At 64.1% G+C, this 18178-nt stretch carries 18 protein-coding genes; 7 read left to right on the forward strand and 11 right to left on the reverse strand.

Annotated elements, in window-relative coordinates:
* Nucleotides 1-2: 2 nt before the first annotated feature.
* The 4 genes from ATB98_RS09910 to ATB98_RS09925 all read right to left on the reverse strand — a co-directional run bounded on the left by ATB98_RS09910 (nt 3) and on the right by ATB98_RS09925 (nt 3893).
* Nucleotides 3-1385 (reverse strand): ATP-binding protein, encoded by a 1383-nt coding sequence (locus ATB98_RS09910; RefSeq protein WP_066872722.1) that lies wholly within the window; start codon nt 1383-1385, stop codon nt 3-5.
* A gap of 219 nt (nt 1386-1604) precedes the next feature.
* A complete protein-coding gene (locus ATB98_RS09915) occupies nt 1605-2306 on the reverse strand; it encodes a response regulator (protein ID WP_066872723.1) in 702 nt (233 codons plus the stop codon).
* A 213-nt stretch (nt 2307-2519) separates the two neighbouring features.
* Nucleotides 2520-3002 (reverse strand): MarR family winged helix-turn-helix transcriptional regulator, encoded by a 483-nt coding sequence (locus ATB98_RS09920; protein WP_066872725.1) that lies wholly within the window; start codon nt 3000-3002, stop codon nt 2520-2522.
* Nucleotides 3003-3269: 267 nt separating this feature from the next.
* The gene (locus ATB98_RS09925) at nt 3270-3893 is read right to left on the reverse strand and encodes a DUF1236 domain-containing protein (RefSeq protein WP_066872728.1); all 624 of its coding nucleotides are present in this window, start codon (nt 3891-3893) and stop codon (nt 3270-3272) included.
* Between the two features lie 190 nt (nt 3894-4083).
* Here ATB98_RS09925 and ATB98_RS29465 point away from each other — a divergent pair, with 190 nt between their 5' ends.
* Together ATB98_RS29465 and ATB98_RS09930 are read left to right on the forward strand one after the other, a co-directional pair.
* Nucleotides 4084-4245, forward strand: coding sequence for a hypothetical protein (locus tag ATB98_RS29465; protein WP_167354068.1), 162 nt, complete (start codon nt 4084-4086; stop codon nt 4243-4245).
* A gap of 105 nt (nt 4246-4350) precedes the next feature.
* Nucleotides 4351-4992: an MBL fold metallo-hydrolase gene (locus ATB98_RS09930; RefSeq protein ID WP_066872730.1), complete on the forward strand. Its 642-nt coding sequence runs from the start codon at nt 4351-4353 to the stop codon at nt 4990-4992.
* Between the two features lie 72 nt (nt 4993-5064).
* Here the strand turns inward: ATB98_RS09930 and ATB98_RS09935 are convergent, their stop codons facing one another.
* From ATB98_RS09935 to ATB98_RS09945, 3 genes are all read right to left on the reverse strand, one after another.
* Nucleotides 5065-5469, reverse strand: coding sequence for a BA14K family protein (locus tag ATB98_RS09935; RefSeq protein WP_066872732.1), 405 nt, complete (start codon nt 5467-5469; stop codon nt 5065-5067).
* A gap of 146 nt (nt 5470-5615) precedes the next feature.
* A complete protein-coding gene (locus tag ATB98_RS09940) occupies nt 5616-5831 on the reverse strand; it encodes a cold-shock protein (RefSeq protein WP_003532915.1) in 216 nt (71 codons plus the stop codon).
* Between the two features lie 669 nt (nt 5832-6500).
* Nucleotides 6501-7403, reverse strand: coding sequence for a DMT family transporter (locus ATB98_RS09945; RefSeq protein ID WP_066872736.1), 903 nt, complete (start codon nt 7401-7403; stop codon nt 6501-6503).
* A 172-nt stretch (nt 7404-7575) separates the two neighbouring features.
* On the opposite strand from ATB98_RS09945, the gene ATB98_RS09950 reads away from it, so the two are divergent.
* The gene (locus tag ATB98_RS09950) at nt 7576-8004 is read left to right on the forward strand and encodes a hypothetical protein (RefSeq protein WP_066872739.1); all 429 of its coding nucleotides are present in this window, start codon (nt 7576-7578) and stop codon (nt 8002-8004) included.
* A 70-nt stretch (nt 8005-8074) separates the two neighbouring features.
* Here ATB98_RS09950 and ATB98_RS09955 read toward each other — a convergent pair whose 3' ends face one another.
* The 3 genes from ATB98_RS09955 to ATB98_RS09965 form a co-directional block, all read right to left on the reverse strand.
* Nucleotides 8075-9253 (reverse strand): PQQ-dependent sugar dehydrogenase, encoded by a 1179-nt coding sequence (locus tag ATB98_RS09955; protein WP_066872742.1) that lies wholly within the window; start codon nt 9251-9253, stop codon nt 8075-8077.
* Nucleotides 9254-9341: 88 nt separating this feature from the next.
* A complete protein-coding gene (locus tag ATB98_RS09960) occupies nt 9342-9608 on the reverse strand; it encodes a hypothetical protein (RefSeq protein ID WP_066872745.1) in 267 nt (88 codons plus the stop codon).
* Nucleotides 9598-9858 (reverse strand): hypothetical protein, encoded by a 261-nt coding sequence (locus ATB98_RS09965; RefSeq protein WP_066872748.1) that lies wholly within the window; start codon nt 9856-9858, stop codon nt 9598-9600. The genes ATB98_RS09960 and ATB98_RS09965 overlap by 11 nt, the downstream gene beginning before the upstream one ends.
* 388 nt (nt 9859-10246) lie before the next feature.
* Between ATB98_RS09965 and ATB98_RS09970 the strand changes: the two genes are divergently transcribed.
* Nucleotides 10247-11449: a pyridoxal phosphate-dependent aminotransferase gene (locus ATB98_RS09970; protein ID WP_066872751.1), complete on the forward strand. Its 1203-nt coding sequence runs from the start codon at nt 10247-10249 to the stop codon at nt 11447-11449.
* A 339-nt stretch (nt 11450-11788) separates the two neighbouring features.
* Here the strand turns inward: ATB98_RS09970 and carA are convergent, their stop codons facing one another.
* Nucleotides 11789-12994, reverse strand: coding sequence for a glutamine-hydrolyzing carbamoyl-phosphate synthase small subunit (carA, locus tag ATB98_RS09975; RefSeq protein WP_066872754.1), 1206 nt, complete (start codon nt 12992-12994; stop codon nt 11789-11791).
* Nucleotides 12995-13321: 327 nt separating this feature from the next.
* Between carA and ATB98_RS09980 the strand changes: the two genes are divergently transcribed.
* From ATB98_RS09980 to recQ, 3 genes are all read left to right on the forward strand, one after another.
* On the forward strand, nt 13322-13771 hold the full coding sequence (locus ATB98_RS09980) for a GatB/YqeY domain-containing protein (RefSeq protein ID WP_066872757.1): 450 nt from the start codon (nt 13322-13324) through the stop codon (nt 13769-13771).
* 173 nt (nt 13772-13944) lie between these two features.
* Nucleotides 13945-15945 carry a DNA primase gene (gene dnaG, locus ATB98_RS09985; protein ID WP_066872760.1) on the forward strand — a complete coding sequence of 667 codons (2001 nt, stop codon included), beginning with the start codon at nt 13945-13947 and terminating at the stop codon, nt 15943-15945.
* Between the two features lie 188 nt (nt 15946-16133).
* Complete coding sequence (recQ, locus tag ATB98_RS09990) at nt 16134-18020, forward strand: DNA helicase RecQ (protein ID WP_084435405.1); 1887 nt, start codon at nt 16134-16136, stop codon at nt 18018-18020.
* Nucleotides 18021-18178 lie beyond the last annotated feature (158 nt).

The raw sequence follows: 18178 nt of genomic DNA on the forward strand, positions 1-18178 counted from the left end.
GCTCACGTCGGCACGCGCACGGTCGCGCGCAGGCCCCCGAGCGGACTGTCGGCCAGCGTGACGTTGCCGCCGTGGCTGCGGGCGATGTCGCGGGCGACCGCGAGGCCGAGGCCGGTGCCGGAGCTGTCGAGATTGCGGGCCTCGTCGAGGCGGAAGAACGGCTTGAACACGTCCTCGCGCGAGCGTTCCGGAATACCGGGGCCATCGTCATCGACCGTGATGGTCAGCCATTTCGCGCTCTGGCGTGCTTCGATGTGCACGGTGTTCGCGTAGCGATAGGCGTTCGAAGCGAGATTGGAGACCAGGCGGGTGAAGGCATTCGGGCGCACGTGGATCTCATCGGCACCCTCGATCGAAGTCGTCAGAGCCTTGCCGTAGAGGTCGGCCTCCGCGGCAAGGCGCGTCATCAGATCACTGAGCTTCAACTGCCCGACGTCCTCTTCTCCCTCGCCGCGGGCGAAGGCGAGATAGCCCTCCAGCATGTTCTGCATGTCCTCGACGTCCTGGTGGAGGCTTTCGAGGTCCGGATTGTTGCCGGCGATCGCGAGCTGCAGTTTGAAGCGGGTGAGGATCGTCCGCAGGTCATGGCTGACGCCGGTGAGCATCGCGGTGCGCTGCTCGATCTGGCGCTCGATCCGCTCGCGCATCAGGATGAAGGCGAGGCCGGCACGACGGATCTCGTCGGCGCCGCGCGGCGCGAAGTTGTCGATCTTCTGGCCCTTGCCGAAGCTTTCGGCAGCGCTCGCCAGTGCCAGGATCGGCCTGATCTGCCCGCGCAGGAAGAGAATCGCGATCGTCAGCAGCACGAGCGATGCCCCGACCATCCAGACGAGGAAGATGTGGGTGTTGGAGGCGTAGGCCTGGTTGCGCCGGGCATAGACCCTCAGGATGCGGCCGTCCTCGAGCTTGATGCGGATCTCGACGATCTTCGAGTTGCCGACGGTGTCGATCCAGAAGGGGCGGCGCACCTGATTGGCAATCTCTTCGCCGAGGATCTGGTCGAGGATTTCGAAGAAGGGCTTGGGGCGCGGCGGCGGCAACTCGCCGCCGGGCTCGACGCTGATGTTGAGATCGAGCTGCTCGCGGGCGATGCGGACGATCTGGTCGATGTCGCCGTCCCGCGGGAAGGTGGTGATCAGGTCGACGACGGCGGCGATGTCGTTGCTCACCGCGGACGAGAGCCGCTGGGTGACGAGCTGCCAGTGCCGCTCCATGAAGACGAAGGCGACCACGGATTGCAGCAGCACCATCGGAATGACGACGATCAGCAGCGAGCGCGCGTAAAGGCCCATCGGCAGCCGCCGGCGCAGCCACCGGACCAGGCGCTTCCAGGCGCTATCCGCGGCGCTCGCTCCTTCGCGCCTCAGGCTGTCAAAGCTTGCCATCGATCCTGCATCGTTCGTCGAAAAATTTCGCCTGTTGCATGTTTCCTTATATCCTACCGCATGTCTCCTCAAATCGACCTCGATGTTAAGGGCAAAAGACATGCAGCAAGTCAAAGTGCTGCAGCGCCTCTGATCAAGGCGCAGCGCCGTGGCGACCGGACGAGGACGGGGGAAGCGACTTTCCACCTGCTTCCCGCGCAATCCCGGCTGCTTCGCCGCTCAGTCGACGCTCAGTCGGTAACCGATGCCGCGGACGGTTTGGAGCCAGACCGGATTGGACGGATCGTCCTCGATCTTGCGCCGCAGCCGGTTGATCTGGACATCGATCGTCCGTTCGCCGACCTCGGCATCGTCGCCGATCAGTTCATGGCGCGGAATGGTCTCGCCGGCCCGCTGGGAAAACAGCGTCATGATCTCCTGCTCGCGGTCGGTGAGCCGGATATGATCGGCGCCGCGGCGAAGCTCCTTGCGCACCACGGAGAAGGTATAGGGGCCGAAAATGACCTGGTCGACCTTCGGCGCCTGTGCCGGCTGGTTGCGACGCAGGATATTGTTGATCCTGAGCACGAGTTCCCGGGGCTCGAAGGGCTTCGGCAGGTAATCGTCGGCACCGGCTTCCAGTCCCTCGATGCGCGAATTCGCCTCGGCCAGCGCCGTCAGCATGATGATCGGCACCGTCTTGATCTGCCTGAGGCCGTGCGTCAGGGCGATGCCGCTTTCCCCCGGCATCATGACGTCGACGATAAGCAGGTCGAAATCGAGGCCGGTGAGCTTGCGTCGTGCCTCGTCGGCGTCCGCTGCCGTCGTCACGCGAAATCCCTGCTCGACCAGGTAGCGGTTGAGCAGGTCGCGAATTCGCCGGTCGTCGTCGACGACGAGAAGATGTGCGGCATCATCCGAGACTCTCGCTTTTGCTGTCATCGCTCGATTATCCTTGTTGCCGGCAAGGCCGGACGTCGTCCCCACGCGATCACACTCCCATCATAATCAACCCGCTCCAGGATTGGAGACGCGCATAAAAGCAGATGCGCGACCGTCGCCCAAGTCCTCAGTCCCCCCGGCCGCATCCGTTCGCCGAACGACATACTCGCGCCCCCTTGAATCGAACTCCGTCCAGCGAACCCAGTGATCCGGTCAATCGGCGGAGCTGTTCCTCATGTTGGCGAGGAACCGCTTCACCGTTTCCCTTGCCCCCGGGCCGGTCTTTGCCAATGCATCGGCTATGCGGCGGGACTGTGGCTCGGCAAGCGCCCGCGCCAATGCCTGGCCCTCTTCTGTCGTGTAAAGCATGCGCTGGCGCCTGTCTTCGGGACCGGTGACCTGGCGGATATAGCCGGAATCGATCAATTGCTTGAGGACGCGGGCGAGGCTCTGTTTCGTGATCTTCAGCGTGTCGAGAAGGTCGGCGACGGTCATGCCGGGCTCGCGGTTGACGAAATGCACGACGCGATGGTGTGCCCGGCCGAAGCCGCTCTTCTCGAGGATCGCGTCCGGGTCGCTGGTGAAGTCGCGATAGGCAAAGAACAACAGCTCGATGATCTCGAAGTCGATCGTGTCCTCGTCCTCGCCGGTGCCGTCGCTCACGTACTGGCTCGTGTTCTTGGGTTGGCCCGCCACGCAGTCATTTCCTTTCGGTCGAATTGTCGTTCGCGAAACATATAGAAAAATAAGTCAGTTTTGTTGACAGAATTTACCGGCCCCCGTGTTCCTGTCACGACAGGCGGCTTTGAACTGCTGCACGGGATGGAGATGAGGATTGCGCGGAAGAGCTCAGATTGAACGAGTCATGGCGTAGCGCATCTCGAACGCGCTACGCCGAAGCTTTTTGAGCTGCTGTATGTCTTTGTCCTTAAATCGAGTGCGATTCAGGGAGACATGCAGTCGTCAGCGGTAGATGTAGACGATCCGCCGCGTTGCCGGTTCGACCAGCACGGGCTGGCCGTTCACGACCACATATTCATACTCGTAGTCGGGTATCTGCCGCACGGCGACGGTGTTCGGCAGGGTGGCGCCGAGGACAACCTCGCCCTCGAGATAAACCGGCTCTACGGGATTGCTGGTGATATAGGTCTGAACCGTCGGCGGAGGTGCAATGGGCTGGACCTCGTCGACCGGTCCGATCAACTCGAGCGGTTCGGCGGGCATGGCCGCGACGGAGCCCGTCGCCTCGTAGGTCACCACCGGAATGCCCAGTTCCGCGCGTCGCTCGGAGATTACCACCGTCGACCCTCCGGCGTCTGCAGAAAGATACTTGGCGTAGGCCCAGCCGCTGACGCCGCCGGCATTGACGCGGCACCAGAGGCTGCCTTCTATGCAGCCCTCGAGCACTGTCGTGCTGCCGCGGGTGGCGAGCGCGACGACCGGATATTGCGGGCCGGGGCCGGCGCGCACGTTGAGATCGGTCACTGCGGTTGCACTCATTGCCGCATAGCCGGTCGAAGCGCCTGCAGCGAGGATCAAACCCACTGCCGCGACCATTCGGAATGCGTGGGGGTAGAGGGTCTTCATCGTCTTACTCCTCTTCTATGATGCCGGGCAAACGCACCGCGCGAGCGGGATGTTCCCCGCGTGACATCAAGAAATGTGATCATGAAACATATTGCCGGGGCTTGACGTTGCTGAAGCAATTCTAACCCGTGACGGCTCGCCTTCATCAGGCCGTTGCCGCCACCGCCGTCCTCACTCGGGAGTTCGCATTATGGAGTACGAGCCAATCGACGAAGCCGAAGCCGCCGCCCGCCGGTTGCGTCCACTGGTCGCCCTCGTGGCGGCGGTAGGGCTGGCGGTATCGGCGCTGCTGCTCACCACGGTGGAGCTTCCGCCACAGGCGGCCCAGCCGGAAATAGCCGCTCTTCGCTGATTTCAACTGTCCCCCTGCCCATATATCGCTATAGGTGGCGGCACGACAGCGCCGCGCGTCCTATCGGATGCGCCAGGGCCGCGGCATCAAAGAGCGAGGTACGGCATGCTACAGGCGGGCATTATCCCGGTGACGCATTTCGAGCAGAACTGCACGGTCCTGTTCGACAGCGAGACCAAGGAGGGCGTCATCGTCGATCCCGGCGGCGATGTCGACGTCATCCTGCAGACGATCCGCGAAAACGGCATCACGCTGAAGGCGATCTGGCTCACGCATGGACATATCGACCATGCGGGCGGCGCCAAGGAGTTGAAGGAGGCCTTGGGGCTCCAGATCATCGGACCGCACAAGGACGATCTGCCCCTGCTTGAACGGCTGGAGAACCAGGCGGAGCGATTCGGTCTCGCCATGAAGGTCCAGAATGTGGTGCCGGATCGATGGCTGGAAGAGGGAGACACGGTCTCTTTCGGCAGCCATGTCTTCGAGGTGCTGCATTGCCCGGGCCATGCACCCGGCCATGTCGTCTATTTCAATCGCGCAGAGCGTTTCGCCCATGTCGGCGACGTGCTCTTTCATGGTTCGATCGGGCGCACCGACCTGCCGGGCGGCAATCACCAGCAGCTGCTGGATTCGATTCGCGACAAGATCCTGCCGCTCGGTGACGAGGTGGGCTTCATCTGCGGTCACGGCCCCGGCGGCCGGATCGGCGAGGAGCGGCGGACCAACCCTTATCTGCGTGGTCTCTGACGAGAAGTAGGCGAACAGGAAAAGGGCGCGCGACTTCTTCGGTCGCGCGCCCTTTCTGTCTGTCGAATCCGATCAGTTGGCGGCGCAGAAGTGGCGCATGCCGTCATAGCCGACGAACGTGCCGGAATCCGGGTCGAACGAGCGGTAACGCTGCGAGCAGTAGCGATACCATTCCGGCGTCCAGGGCTCGACGCCATAGGTTTCGACCACTACCGGACGATAGACCGGGCGGGCCCGGTAAACCGGACGCGGCTCGTAATATTCGGGTTCCGGGTCGATATAGGTCGGTTCGCTGTAGCGCGGCTGCGAGGCGATCGCGCCGCCGATGAGCGTGCCTGCGACGAGGCCCGCTGCCCCTGCCGCCCACGCATCGCTGTGGCTTTCCCGCCGATGAGTCGCTTGTGCTGTACCAAAGGTCGGGAGAACGATGGCGGCGGCTGCGACCGAAAGAGCGGCTGCTTTGATGAGTTTGTTCATGGGCTTCAATCCTATGCATGGGACCGGATCGATTTCCGGATTTCATGGTAAACAAACTCTATGCAGGCCAAACTGAACGGAGCCTGAACGAAAAAACCCGGCATGAATGCCGGGCTGCAACATTAAGCTATGAGCAGAGAGCGGCGTTAGCCGACGATCTGCAGGTTGACCGCCTTCGGTCCCTTGCCGCGGCGATCCGGCTCGGTGTCGAAGGAAACCTTCTGGTTTTCCGTGAGGCCGCTCAGGCCGGAAGCCTGTACGGCAGAGATATGCACGAAGATGTCAGCGCCACCGTTCTCGGGTTTGATGAAGCCAAAGCCCTTATCGGTGTTAAAGAATTTTACAGTGCCAGTTTCGGCCATGCGTCAGGTCCTTTTCTCTCCACCCGCTCGGCGGGCGGCATTACAGTTTGCCCAAATGGGCGTGGGGCAGGCAGTTCTCGACAATTGAGGAAAGGGTCCTGTTATCGCGACCAGACATAGGAAGGTTTGCCAAAACGAGCCTCCCCACCTCTCGCCGCCCGGAGTGGCTTGCGTCTCCGGCCCGCTTTTATTTCAAGATCTTCCCGTGTTCGCAAATTGCCCGAACAGAGTAAGATTGATGGGTTTATTTTGAATTGGCAAGCAAAACTTTTGCGGCGAGGAAACGCAACTTGGCATTGCTCGAAAATGCGTCAATCGCCGCTTTGCACGGGACATTCGAGACCCAGGACAAGCCGTTGAATTCAAAGCTCTTTGAAGGCGGAACCGGGGCGCCTGGACCGTTTGCGTCACATTCTGTCGTTGACGAGCATGCCGCGACTTTGGGCAGTTGCCCGCCCGATCCCGCAACCCCCTGATATGTCTCACCCTTCATGAGAAGTGTCCGGCTGGCATGGCCCGCTTGCCAACCTTACAGAAAAGATGCAAGAAATCTCTTTTTGCCGACCGGAACTGCTATTCCATTTTGATGTGAAGTAGAACGAGTTCAAACACTAATAAGTAATACAGTAAATTCCCGCTGATTTGCGGGGGTGGTACAGCGGCCTGCGCTCAGACGGCAGCTTCCGCTGCCCCTCGGCGCCTCTTCGTCAGTTCGGGCACGAGCTCGACCGCGAGCATTGCCGCGAAGATGACGGCGCAGCCGAGATAGCCGACCGGCGTGATGATCTCGTCGAGCAGCAGCACGCCGAAGAGGGCGGCGAACAGGGCCTCGCTCGACAGGAAGATCGCCGCCTGTGGCGCCGTGGTGTAACGCTGGCCGACGACCTGGCAGATGAAGGCGACGCCGCTCGAAAAGACGCCGGCATAAAGGATCTGCGGCAGCGCGCTGCCGACGGCGGCGAGACTCAGCGGTTCGTAGAGGGCGGCGAGCGCCGATCCCGCGACGGCGCACACGGCGAATTGCGTCATCGAGAGGAGCATGGGCCGTCCGGTCGCCGGCGCGAAGATGCCGACGAGCATCACCTGGATCGCCCAGAAGAGGGCGCAGACGATCGTCAGCAGGTCTCCGCCGGTCAGTCGCGACAGGGTGCCGCCGCTCAATAGAAAGATGCCGAGCGTCGCAAGCAGCGCCCCGGGCCAGATGACCCAATGCGGCCTGCGGCGCAGGAAGGCGACCGTCAGCACCGGCACGAAGACGACGTAGAGCCCGGTCAGGAAGCCGGAATTGGTTACGGTGGTGGTGAGCAGCCCGAACTGCTGCGTCACGGCGCCGCCGAAGAGCGCCAGGCCGATGAAGACGAAATTGCGAACGGCGTTGCGCGGCAGCGGTGCCGTCGCCTGCCTGGCCTCGATGACGGCGAGCGGGAGCGCCACCAGGGTGGCGATCGCAAAGCGCAAGCCGATGAACCAGAGGGGGCCGATCGCATCCATTGCCGTCGACTGCGCAACGAATCCCGCTCCCCAGATCGCGCCGGATAACAACAGGAACAGATTGGCCTGGATGCGAGTCACGGACGGCTCCCCGAGGTCGAGACGGCTTTTGGACGGAAATAACCCGGAGCCGCTTCGCTCCGTGATGGCACAGCCGCTCTACCAGTTGCGTTTTTCGCGGGCAAGCCTCATCCTCGCCGCCCGCGAGCCGGCGCTGCGGGGCGGCGGCGATCGCGGGTCATGAAAGGGGGAGATGCGTTTGGCGGGCTATTCGGGCACACCGCTGGCGAAGAAGATCGGCTTGCGCGAGGGCCAGGCCGCGCTGCTCCTCGGCGTTCCGGCCGATCTTCCGGAGATTTCCGCCTTTCCCGGTTTCGCGCAGATCGCGACCGCGATCGAAGGCGTGGCTTCGCGGCGGTACGATTACATTCACTGTTTCGAGAGGGAGCGGGTAGTGCTCGAATCGCTTGCGCCGGCACTGGCAGCCCGGTTGCAGCCCGACGGAATGCTTTGGGTCTCCTGGCCAAAGCGGGCCTCCGGCCGCGCGACGACGCTCACCGAGGACGTGCTGCGCGAGGTCCTGCTGCCGTTCGGCCTTGTCGACGTGAAAGTCTGCGCCGTCGACGCCGTCTGGTCGGGGCTGAAATTCATGTTCCGCAAGGAGGTCCGCGCCTCGCTCTGATCTGGTGCCCGGCGATCAGAGCGCAGGATGCGGCGAGGGCCGCGCGCATATCTCGTCCCGCTGACGGGCCTTATTGCGTGGGTGCCTTGGAGACCCGGAGCACGGCGCCGTCCTCTTCGTCGGTCACCATGAGAAGCGCGCCGTCGGGGGCGACGATCACGTCGCGGATACGGCCGAACTCGCCGTCGAACAAGCGCTCCTCGGCGGTGATCGCACCGGTTTCGTCGCGCTCGAGACGCGCGAGCAACTGGTATTTCAAGGCGGCGACCATCAGGTTGCCGTTCCACTCGGGAAACATGCTGCCGCGATAGGCGGCGATCGCGCCGGGGGCGATCGACGGATCCCAATAATAGAGCGGCTGCTCCATGCCCTCCCGGGCGGTGCCTTCGCCGATCTCGGCGCCGGAATAGTCCTTGCCGTAGGTTATCACCGGCCAGCCGTAGTTCCTGCCGGGCTGCGGGTTGTTCACCTCGTCGCCACCCCGCGCCCCGTGTTCGACGGTCAAGAGCGTGCCGTCCTGCGGGTCGAAGGTGATTCCCTGGGGATTGCGATGTCCCTTCGACCAGATCTCCGCGCGGCCTTCCGTGCCGCCGCGATAGGGATTGGAAGCGGGGATGCTGCCGTCGGCGTTGACGTGGAGGATCGAGCCCGCATGGTCGCGCGCGTCCTGCGCGCGGTCGCCGTCGCCACGGTCGCCGATGCCGAAGAACAGGCTGCCGTCCTTGTCGATGGCGATGCGCGAGCCGAAATGGTGGGTCGTGCGCGTGAACCTGTCCATCCGGAAGATCTCGGTCACGTCGGCCAGGCTTCGTCCGTCCTCGGAGAGGGCCGCCCGGACGAGCACGGTGCCGTAACCGCCGTCGCCGCTCGCCGACAGGGTGAGATAGAGGGTGCGGTTGGTGGCGAACTGCGGATCGAGGGCGACGTCGAGAAGGCCGCCCTGGCCGTCGTCGGCAACCTTCGGCACGCCCTCGATGGGCGCCGAAAGCTTGCCGTCGCGCAGCAAGCGCAGCCGACCCGGGCGCTCGGTGACGATGAGGGCGCCGTCCGGCATGACCTCGACTGCCCAGGGATGCACGAGCCCGGTCGCGAGCGTCTCGACAAGCACGGTGCCCGCTTGCGTTGGGAATTCGCGCGTCTCGGCGGCCGCCGGCGCCGCGGCAAAGCCGAAAAGCAAAGCGGCGAACGGCACAGCCGACGCGAGGACCGCCCCGGTTCTCCCGGCTTCTCTCCTGCGCCCTTGCCGCATTTGCACTCCTCCGGCTGCGATTTCCCTTGTCCGACGTAAACTGGGACGGGGTGCGCCGGCGATCAAGTCAAAACGGATCAAAACGGCTTTATCGCGAGACCGAGCCCGTGGTGAGCGTTGCCGGCTTCTCGATCTCCGTCGCGACAATGGGATCGCCGAGGACGCGGGATCCGGCCTCGAGGTTGCCGCGCGTCTGAGGGCCAGCGAGACCGCTCTGCACGTAGAAGCCCTTGCCGACCAGCATCAGGCCGCCGAGAACGACGAGGGCGATGAAGGCCATGGCAATCGTCTCGATCGCCGACAGCCGGGCGAAGAAGTCCGCGCGCCGCTCGCTGCGATCGTCGTCACCGAGCATGATCTTTGGCCTCCCGATCGAGGAGAAGAGCGTTCCGGTTTTGGAAGACGGCTGAAGGAGCGGTGCCGATAGGGTCCGGGTGGGCATATGCCACCGGTTCCGTGCTTTCGCCGGCTTCCGCGGCCGACTGCGTCATCAGCCCAAGGATCATCACGATGCAGGCGGCCAGCGCGGCGAGGGCCAGATAGAAGCCCCAGCGCGCCTCGCTGCGCCGGGTGCGCGCCGCGGCGATTTCGTCGTCGAGAAACATAGCATACCCCCAAGATGCCAGTGCGTCCGCAGCTCAAAGATGGCGCCTGGAAATCGGCTCTTGCGCGACGGAATTGCGGCGCGCTCCGGCAGTTGTTGTGACGAAATTATGGCGCTCCGGATGCTCGTAGAGGCGCCGTCTCGCGGTGGGATGTCGGGCGCCGAAGTCCTTCGCCGGGAGCAGGCGGCCGGCGGTTTCGATCGCCGCTTTGATGCCATCGATGAAACTTTGTCATGGTTACGCATTTTGCGCGGCTTCGCGGCCGTTTTTCACGGCGAAGCGCTTGCAAGACCCGGCATCTTTCGACATAGACCTAACCGCTATGGAGCCCGGCTTTGCGTTCCGTAGCGTCTCACGCCCCGTCTCGAAACGATCAGGACACAACATCATGGCCTTCCTTGCCGATGCCCTTTCCCGCGTAAAGCCTTCCGCCACCATCGCCGTTTCGCAGAAAGCCCGCGAGCTGAAAGCGAAGGGTCGTGACGTCATCGGTCTCGGTGCAGGGGAGCCGGATTTCGACACGCCCGACAACATCAAGAAGGCCGCGATCGACGCAATCAACCGCGGCGAGACGAAGTACACCCCGGTTTCCGGCATTCCGGAACTGCGCGAAGCGATCGCAAAGAAGTTCAAGCGCGAGAACAACCTCGACTACACCGCGGCGCAGACGATCGTCGGCACCGGCGGAAAGCAGATTCTTTTCAACGCCTTCATGGCGACGCTCAATCCGGGCGATGAAGTCGTGATCCCCGCGCCCTATTGGGTCTCCTATCCGGAGATGGTGGCGCTGTGCGGCGGCACGCCGGTCATCGTTTCGACCAAGCAGGAAAACAACTTCAAGCTCAAGGCCGAGGACCTCGAGAAGGCGATCACCCCGAAGACCAAGTGGTTCGTCTTCAACTCGCCGTCGAACCCGTCGGGTGCTGCCTATTCGCACGAGGAGCTCAAGGCGCTGACGGATGTGTTGGTGAGGCACAGCCATGTCTGGGTGCTGACGGATGACATGTACGAGCACCTGACCTATGGCGACTTCAAGTTCGCAACCCCGGTCGAGGTCGAGCCGGGCCTCTACGATCGCACCCTGACGATGAACGGCGTCTCCAAGGCCTATGCGATGACTGGCTGGCGCATCGGCTATGCCGCCGGCCCGCTCCAGCTCATCAAGGCGATGGACATGATCCAGGGCCAGCAGACCTCGGGCGCCACCTCGATCGCACAATGGGCCGCTGTCGAGGCGCTGAACGGTCCGCAGGACTTCATCCCGCGCAACAAGGAGATCTTCCAGGGCCGGCGCGATCTCGTCGTCTCGATGCTGAACCAGGCCAAGGGCATCTCCTGCCCGACGCCGGAAGGCGCCTTCTACGTCTATCCGTCCTGCGCCGGCCTCATCGGCAAGACCGCGCCGTCGGGCAAGGTCATCGAGACCGACGAGGACTTCGTCTCCGAGCTGCTGGAAGCGGAAGGCGTCGCGGTGGTGCACGGTTCGGCCTTCGGCCTCGGCCCGAACTTCCGCATCTCCTACGCAACCTCCGAGGCGTTGCTCGAGGAAGCCTGCCGCCGCATCCAGCGCTTCTGCGCCGCCTGCAGGTAAGCGCAGCGATCAGCACTGATGCAGAAGCCCGCCCTTTGAGGCGGGCTTTTTCATGCGCGGGTTTCGAGTCTGCAAATTCGATTCAGAAGGCGGGCCTATCGTCTTGATACCGGGCTCGTTTTGTCTGCGGATCGGTTAGGGAAGGGCTAAGCGGATGCAGCCGATCCAAACATAGGAACGCGCAGCACCGCAAACGGAGGGCCCGTGCGCCGGAAAATACGCTGGGCGCTGTCGTTGGTCAGGCGAGGGATTGCCGCTTGCCGATCTCCCCCTTGTGGCCCCTTGTGGGGTCTTTTGGGGGAGATGCCCCGGCGGGGCAGAAGGGGGGGGCGCCCCCTCTCAGCGCTCGGCGAGCGCCGCTTCGCCCTTCTTCTCGCGGATGAGGTTCAGGAAGCGGCGGAAGAGATAGTGGCTGTCCTGCGGGCCCGGGGAGGCTTCCGGATGGTGCTGGACGGAGAAGACCGGCTTGCCGTTCAAGCGCAGGCCGCAATTGGTGCCGTCGAAGAGGGAAATGTGAGTCTCTTCCACGCCCTGCGGCAGCGACTTCGAATCCACCGCGAAGCCGTGGTTCATCGAGACGATCTCGACCTTGCCGGTGGTGTGGTCCTTGACCGGATGGTTGGCGCCGTGGTGCCCCTGGTGCATCTTCTCGGTCCTGGCGCCGAGCGCCAGCGCCAGCATCTGGTGGCCGAGGCAGATGCCGAAGACGGGAATGTCGGTCTTCAAGAGATCGCGGATGACCGGCACCGCGTATTCTCCCGTCGCCGCCGGATCGCCCGGGCCGTTCGAGAGGAAGATGCCGTCCGGCTTCAGCGCAAGCACCTCCTCGGCGCTCGTCTCAGCGGGAACGACGGTGACCCGGCAGTTGAGGCCGGCGAAGAGGCGGAGGATGTTGCGCTTGACGCCGTAGTCGAGGGCGACGACGTGATAGGCGGCGTCGGTCTCGCCGAGCGTCGAATAGCCCTCGCTCCACACCCAGGGCTTCTCGGTCCAGCGGTAGGACTGGCCGGATGTCGCGACCTTGGCGAGGTCGAGGCCCTCGAGGCCGCTCCAGGCCTTGGCCTCGGCCTTCAGCGTCTCGACGTCGAAGACGCCGGCCGGGTCGTGGGCGATGACGGCATTCGGCATGCCGTTCTCGCGGATCCAGGCGGTCAGCGCCCGTGTGTCGATGCCGCAGAGGCCGATGATGCCGCGCGCCTTCAGCCAGGCGTCGAGGTGCCTGGCAGCGCGGTAATTGGAAGGCTCGGTGATGTCGGCCTTGAAGATCACCCCGACGGCGCCATGGCGGGCGGCCGGCGTCAGGTCCTCGATGTCCTCGTCATTGGCGCCGATATTGCCGATGTGCGGAAAGGTGAAGGTGACGATCTGCCCGAGATAGGAGGGGTCGGTGAGGATTTCCTGATAGCCGGTCAGCGCCGTGTTGAAGCAGACCTCGGCCTGAACCTTGCCGGTTGCGCCGATGCCCTTGCCTTCGATCACCGTGCCGTCCGCCAGAACGAGCAGGGCAGTGGGTTTCTGGGTTGTCCATGCGGGTGTCGCGGTCATCGTTCCTATCCCGTTGCGGCCGGAAGCGAGGCTTGAAAGCCGGTCGGTTCAGCGCCATTTCAAATCGCATGCGGCATGGCGCGCGGAAACCCCGCGAGAATAGGTTCATGCCGATGTTCGTGCAGGTGCCGGAAAATAGCGAAAGGCCTTAGCCGGGTCAACCGGCAGCCATGAATTGCAAGGAAATAAAGTTCCTTATTATTCAAATGGTTGCGCAATCCGTTTGATTGCACCTGCCGCACTGGTTTAAGACGACGACAACAACGACGTAATCGAACCGGTCGCGGGCATGAGCTCCGCCGGCCCGTTTCGACATGGAGTGAGGACATGCGCGACCAACTCGCGAACGCATTGAAAGAGGCACTCAAAGCCAAGGACACGCGGCGCACATCGACCGTCCGGCTGATCCAGGCGGCGATCAAGGACCGCGACATTGCCAATCGCGGCCAGGGCAAGGATCCGGTCGGCGACGACGAGATCATGCAGATCCTCGCCAAGATGATCAAGCAACGCGAAGAATCCGCCCGCATTTACGACGAAGGCGGCCGTCCCGAGCTTGCCGAGCAGGAACGCCAGGAAATTGCCGTCATCAACCAGTTCCTGCCCGAACAGCTTTCCGAGGAAAAGGTGAAGCAGGCCTGTGCCGCTATCATCCAGGAGACCGGCGCCCACGGCCTTCGCGACATGGGCAAGTGCATGAATGCGCTGAAGGAGCGCTATCCGGGCCAGATGGACTTCGCCAAGGCCTCCGGCCTCGTCAAGGAACTCCTGAAGTAAGTATATGCCTGCTTTGCGGCGGGCGTATTTCCTCCACGCCGGCGCCGGTTGGCTTCGTCTTCCCACGTCGGCGCGGCATCTAGCCTGTGAATTGCGGGCACCGCGGATCGCGGCTACGACTTCGCCCTCCCATGCGGCTTGTATGGGAGGGCGGGTAGGGGTATCGGCTATCCATGCGCTTTTCACCCTCCTTCCTTGACGAGATTCGCGACCGCGTTCCGATTTCGGACGTGATCGGCAAGCGCGTGACCTGGGACCGGCGCAAGACCAATGTTTCGCGCGGCGACTATTGGGCCTGCTGCCCGTTTCATGGCGAGAAATCGCCGAGCTTCCACTGCGAGGACCGCAAGGGTCGCTACCATTGCTTCGGCTGCGGCGTTTCCGGCGACCATTTCCGCTTCCTGACCGAACTCGAAGGGCTGAGCTTCCCCGAGGCGGTGCAGCAGATCGCCGACATGGCCGGCGTTCCGATGCCACAGCCGGACCCGCAGGCGGAACGACGGGAGAAGGAGCGGACGAGCCTTCTCGACGTCATGGAACTGGCGACCCAGTTCTTCGAGGATCAGCTCCAGACCGCGAACGGTGCCAAGGCGCGCGCCTATCTGCGCGAGCGCGGGTTGACCGGCCGCACGATCGAGACGTTTCGGCTCGGCTATGCGCCCGACAGCCGCAATGCGATGAAGGAGTTCCTCGCCGGCAAGGGCGTTGGCAAGGAGCAGATCGAAGCCTGCGGGCTCGTCGTCTACGGTCCAGACGTCCCGGTCTCCTACGATCGCTTTCGCGACCGCATCATGTTCCCCATCCTCTCGGCGCGCGAGAGGGTGATCGCCTTCGGCGGCCGCGCCATGTCGCCCGATGCGCCGGCCAAGTATCTGAACTCCAACGAGACGGAGCTCTTCCACAAGGGCAACGTGCTCTTCAATTTCGCCCGCGCCCGGCGCGCGTCGCAAGGCGGCGACGGCGCGGGAACGATCGTCGCCGTCGAAGGCTATATGGACGTGATCGCGCTGCACCAGGCGGGCATCGAGAATGCCGTGGCACCGCTCGGCACGGCGCTCACCGAGAACCAGCTCGACCTGCTCTGGAAAATGACGTCGCAGCCGGTGCTCTGCTTCGACGGCGACGGCGCGGGCATTCGGGCCGCCAACCGCGCGGTCGACCTGGCGCTGCCGCATCTCAAGCCCGGCCGTTCGGTGCGCTTCGCCATGCTGCCGGACGGCAAGGACCCGGACGACCTCGTCCGCCACGAGGGGCGCGAGCCGTTCGACAAGGTGCTTGCCAATGCGCGCTCGCTCGCCGACATGGTCTGGCTGCGCGAGGTCCAGGGCGGCGAATTCGACACGCCGGAAAAGCGCGCCGAGCTCGAAGCGCGGCTGAGACAGGTGACCTCCGTCATCGGCGACGAGAGCGTGCGCCGCCATTACGGACAGGACATGCGCGACCGCTTGAATGCCTTCCTGCAGGGCAGTGCCCCCTTCAGGGGCGAGCGGCGGCCCTTCGAGCGGGGCGGGCGGCAAGGCGGCGGACGACAAGGCGGCGGACGACAGGGCGGCTTTCGCAATGGCGCCGACCGGAACGCCGGCCCGACCGCGATCTCAGACCGGCTGGCGCGCTCCTCGCTCGTCAGCGGCCAGCAGGCGGTGCCGCTGCTGCGCGAAAGCGTGCTGGCGCTGACCATCGTCAATCATCCGCAATTGCTGTTCGACGAGTATGACGAGATCGCAACGATCGAGTTCGACCATCGCGACCTGCAGCGCTGCTGGGCCACGGTCCTCAACGCGGCGGCAGCGAGCGGGGCGCGCCTGACGCGGGAGGTGCTCATGGAGCAACTCGAGGCGGAAGGTTTCGGCGCGCTGATCGGTGCGCTCGACCAGCAGGTCCGTTATGCGCGCCTCTGGACCGCGACCGCCGCGGCAGCGCCGGAAGATGCGCGGGAGGGCTATCTGCAGGCACTGACGCTGCACCGGCGGACGAAGGCGCTGCTCTGGCAGAAGCGGGAGCTCGAACGCGAGATCGCCGAGGCGACGCTCGCCGAGGACGTCGAGCAGGGCCAGCGGCTCGTGCGCGCCATGGAGGAGGTGCAGCTCGAGCTCCACCGGATGGACAAGCTCGAGGCGATCATCGAGGGGTTCGGCGTGCTTTCAGGCAGGGTGAAGGGGCCGGCGGCGCGGTAGGTGACCTCTCCGGGTTGCCTCTCACCAGGCGGATTCGCCCCTCATCCGCCTGCCGGCACCTTCGCCCCGTTTTGACGGGGAGAAGGGACTTGCCGCGAGCGCCGGCGCAAAGTCCCCTCGCCCCGCTTGCGGGGAGAGGGCTAGGGTGAGGGGCAATTTACATCCGACATGTCGAAATCCAATACTCAATGCCCGACGAAAGCGATTCCATGCCCGACAGCAACGACACCGCCGCGCGCCTCTTCGAAACGGACGGCGTCGCCAACCCTCTCGATGTGCTCAAACGCGTCTACGGCTATTCCGCCTTCCGAGGCCAGCAGCAGGCGGTCGTCGACCATGTGGTGGCGGGCGGCGATGCGGTCGTGCTGTTCCCGACCGGTGCCGGCAAGTCGCTCTGCTTCCAGATTCCCGCACTTTGCCGCAAGGGCGTCGGCATCGTCGTTTCGCCGCTGATCGCGCTGATGCGCGATCAGGTGGAGGCGTTGAAACAGCTCGGCGTTCGGGCGGCGGCGCTCAATTCGTCACTGACGCGCGAGGAGGCGATTGCAGTCCGTCGTGCGCTTTCGCGGGACGAACTCGATCTTCTCTATGTCACGCCGGAGCGGGCCGTCACCGATGGCTTTGCGGAAATGGTCGCCGACACCGACATCGCCCTCTTTGCGATCGACGAGGCGCATTGCGTCTCACAATGGGGACATGATTTCCGCCCCGAATATCGCGACCTCGACCGTCTGGCGTCGCGGTTTCCCGGGGTGCCGCGCATCGCGCTCACCGCCACCGCCGATCCGCATACGCGCGACGACATCGTCGAGCGGCTGGCGCTCATGGGCGCACGCGTCTTCACCTCGAGCTTCGACCGGCCGAACATTGCCTACGAGATCGTTGAACGAGACCAGCCGCGCCAGCAGCTCCTGCGTTTCCTCTCGCGCTTCAAGGATGCGAGCGGCATCGTCTACTGCCTCTCCCGCGCCAAGGTCGAGGACACGGCCGAATGGCTGAATTCACAGGGAATTCGGGCGCTTCCCTACCATGCCGGCATGGACAGGGCCTTGCGCGATGCCCATCAGGACGCCTTCCTCAAGGAGGAGAACCTGTGCCTCGTCGCGACGGTCGCCTTCGGCATGGGGATCGACAAACCGGACGTGCGCTACGTCGCCCATCTCGACCTGCCGGGATCGGTCGAAGCCTATTATCAGGAGACCGGGAGGGCCGGGCGCGACGGCCTGCCGTCCGATGTATGGATGGCCTACGGCATGGCCGACGTCATCCAGCGCCGGCGGATGATCGACGAGGGTTCGGCACCCGAGGAGGTGAAGCGCATCGAGCGGGCCAAGCTCAACACGCTCCTGGCGATCTGCGAGACGGCCGGCTGCCGGCGGCAGGCGATCCTCGCGCATTTCGGCGAAGCCCATCCGGGCGGCTGCGGCAATTGCGACACCTGCCTGAAACCGGTCGAGACCTGGGACGGAACGGAAGCCGCGATCAAGGCGCTTGCCGCCGTCTACCGCACGGGCGAACGCTTCGGCGCCGGCCACGTGATCGACGTGCTGATGGGCACCGTCAACGAGAAGACGGAGCGCTTCGGCCATGTCGACATGCCGGTCTTCGGGGCCGGCAAGGATCTGCCGGCGCGAACCTGGCAATCGGTCTTCCGGCAATTGCTCGCCGCCGGTCTGATCACCGTGGATCACACCGCCTTCGGAGCGCTGAGGCTCGAGCCGGAGGCGCGCAGCGTCTTTCGGCGGGAGCGGCAGATGCTCTTCCGCAAGGATCGGCCCAGTTCCGGCAAGGCGGCGCGCGGCCAGAAATCGACATCGGCCCGCGAGCGCTCGGAATTGGCCGGCTCCGATCTCGAGCTTTTCGAGAAGCTGCGGGCGGAGCGGTTTTCGATCGCGAAGGAATTGAACGTCCCGCCCTATGTGGTCTTTCCGGACACGACCTTGATCGCGCTCGCCAAGCAGCGGCCCCGCGATTTCGACGACCTCCTCGACATACCGGGCATCGGCGAAAGCAAGCGGGAGAGGTACGGCGAGGCCTTTCTGGCGGTGATCGATTCATTCGAGGATGGCGGCTGACGCGTCATGTCATTCACGGCGCGGACGCGCCGTGGCTGGATCCCTGTGACAAGCACAGGGATGAGGGAGCAGGTGAGGCCTAACAGGCTGCTGAAAATCGTGTTGCGTTACCGCAAGCCATCGCGGTGGGTGCGATTTTTTGACGGATTTCGGCAGGA

Origin of the sequence: Sinorhizobium saheli, assembly GCF_001651875.1 — a bacterium.
GTDB lineage: Bacteria > Pseudomonadota > Alphaproteobacteria > Rhizobiales > Rhizobiaceae > Sinorhizobium > Sinorhizobium saheli.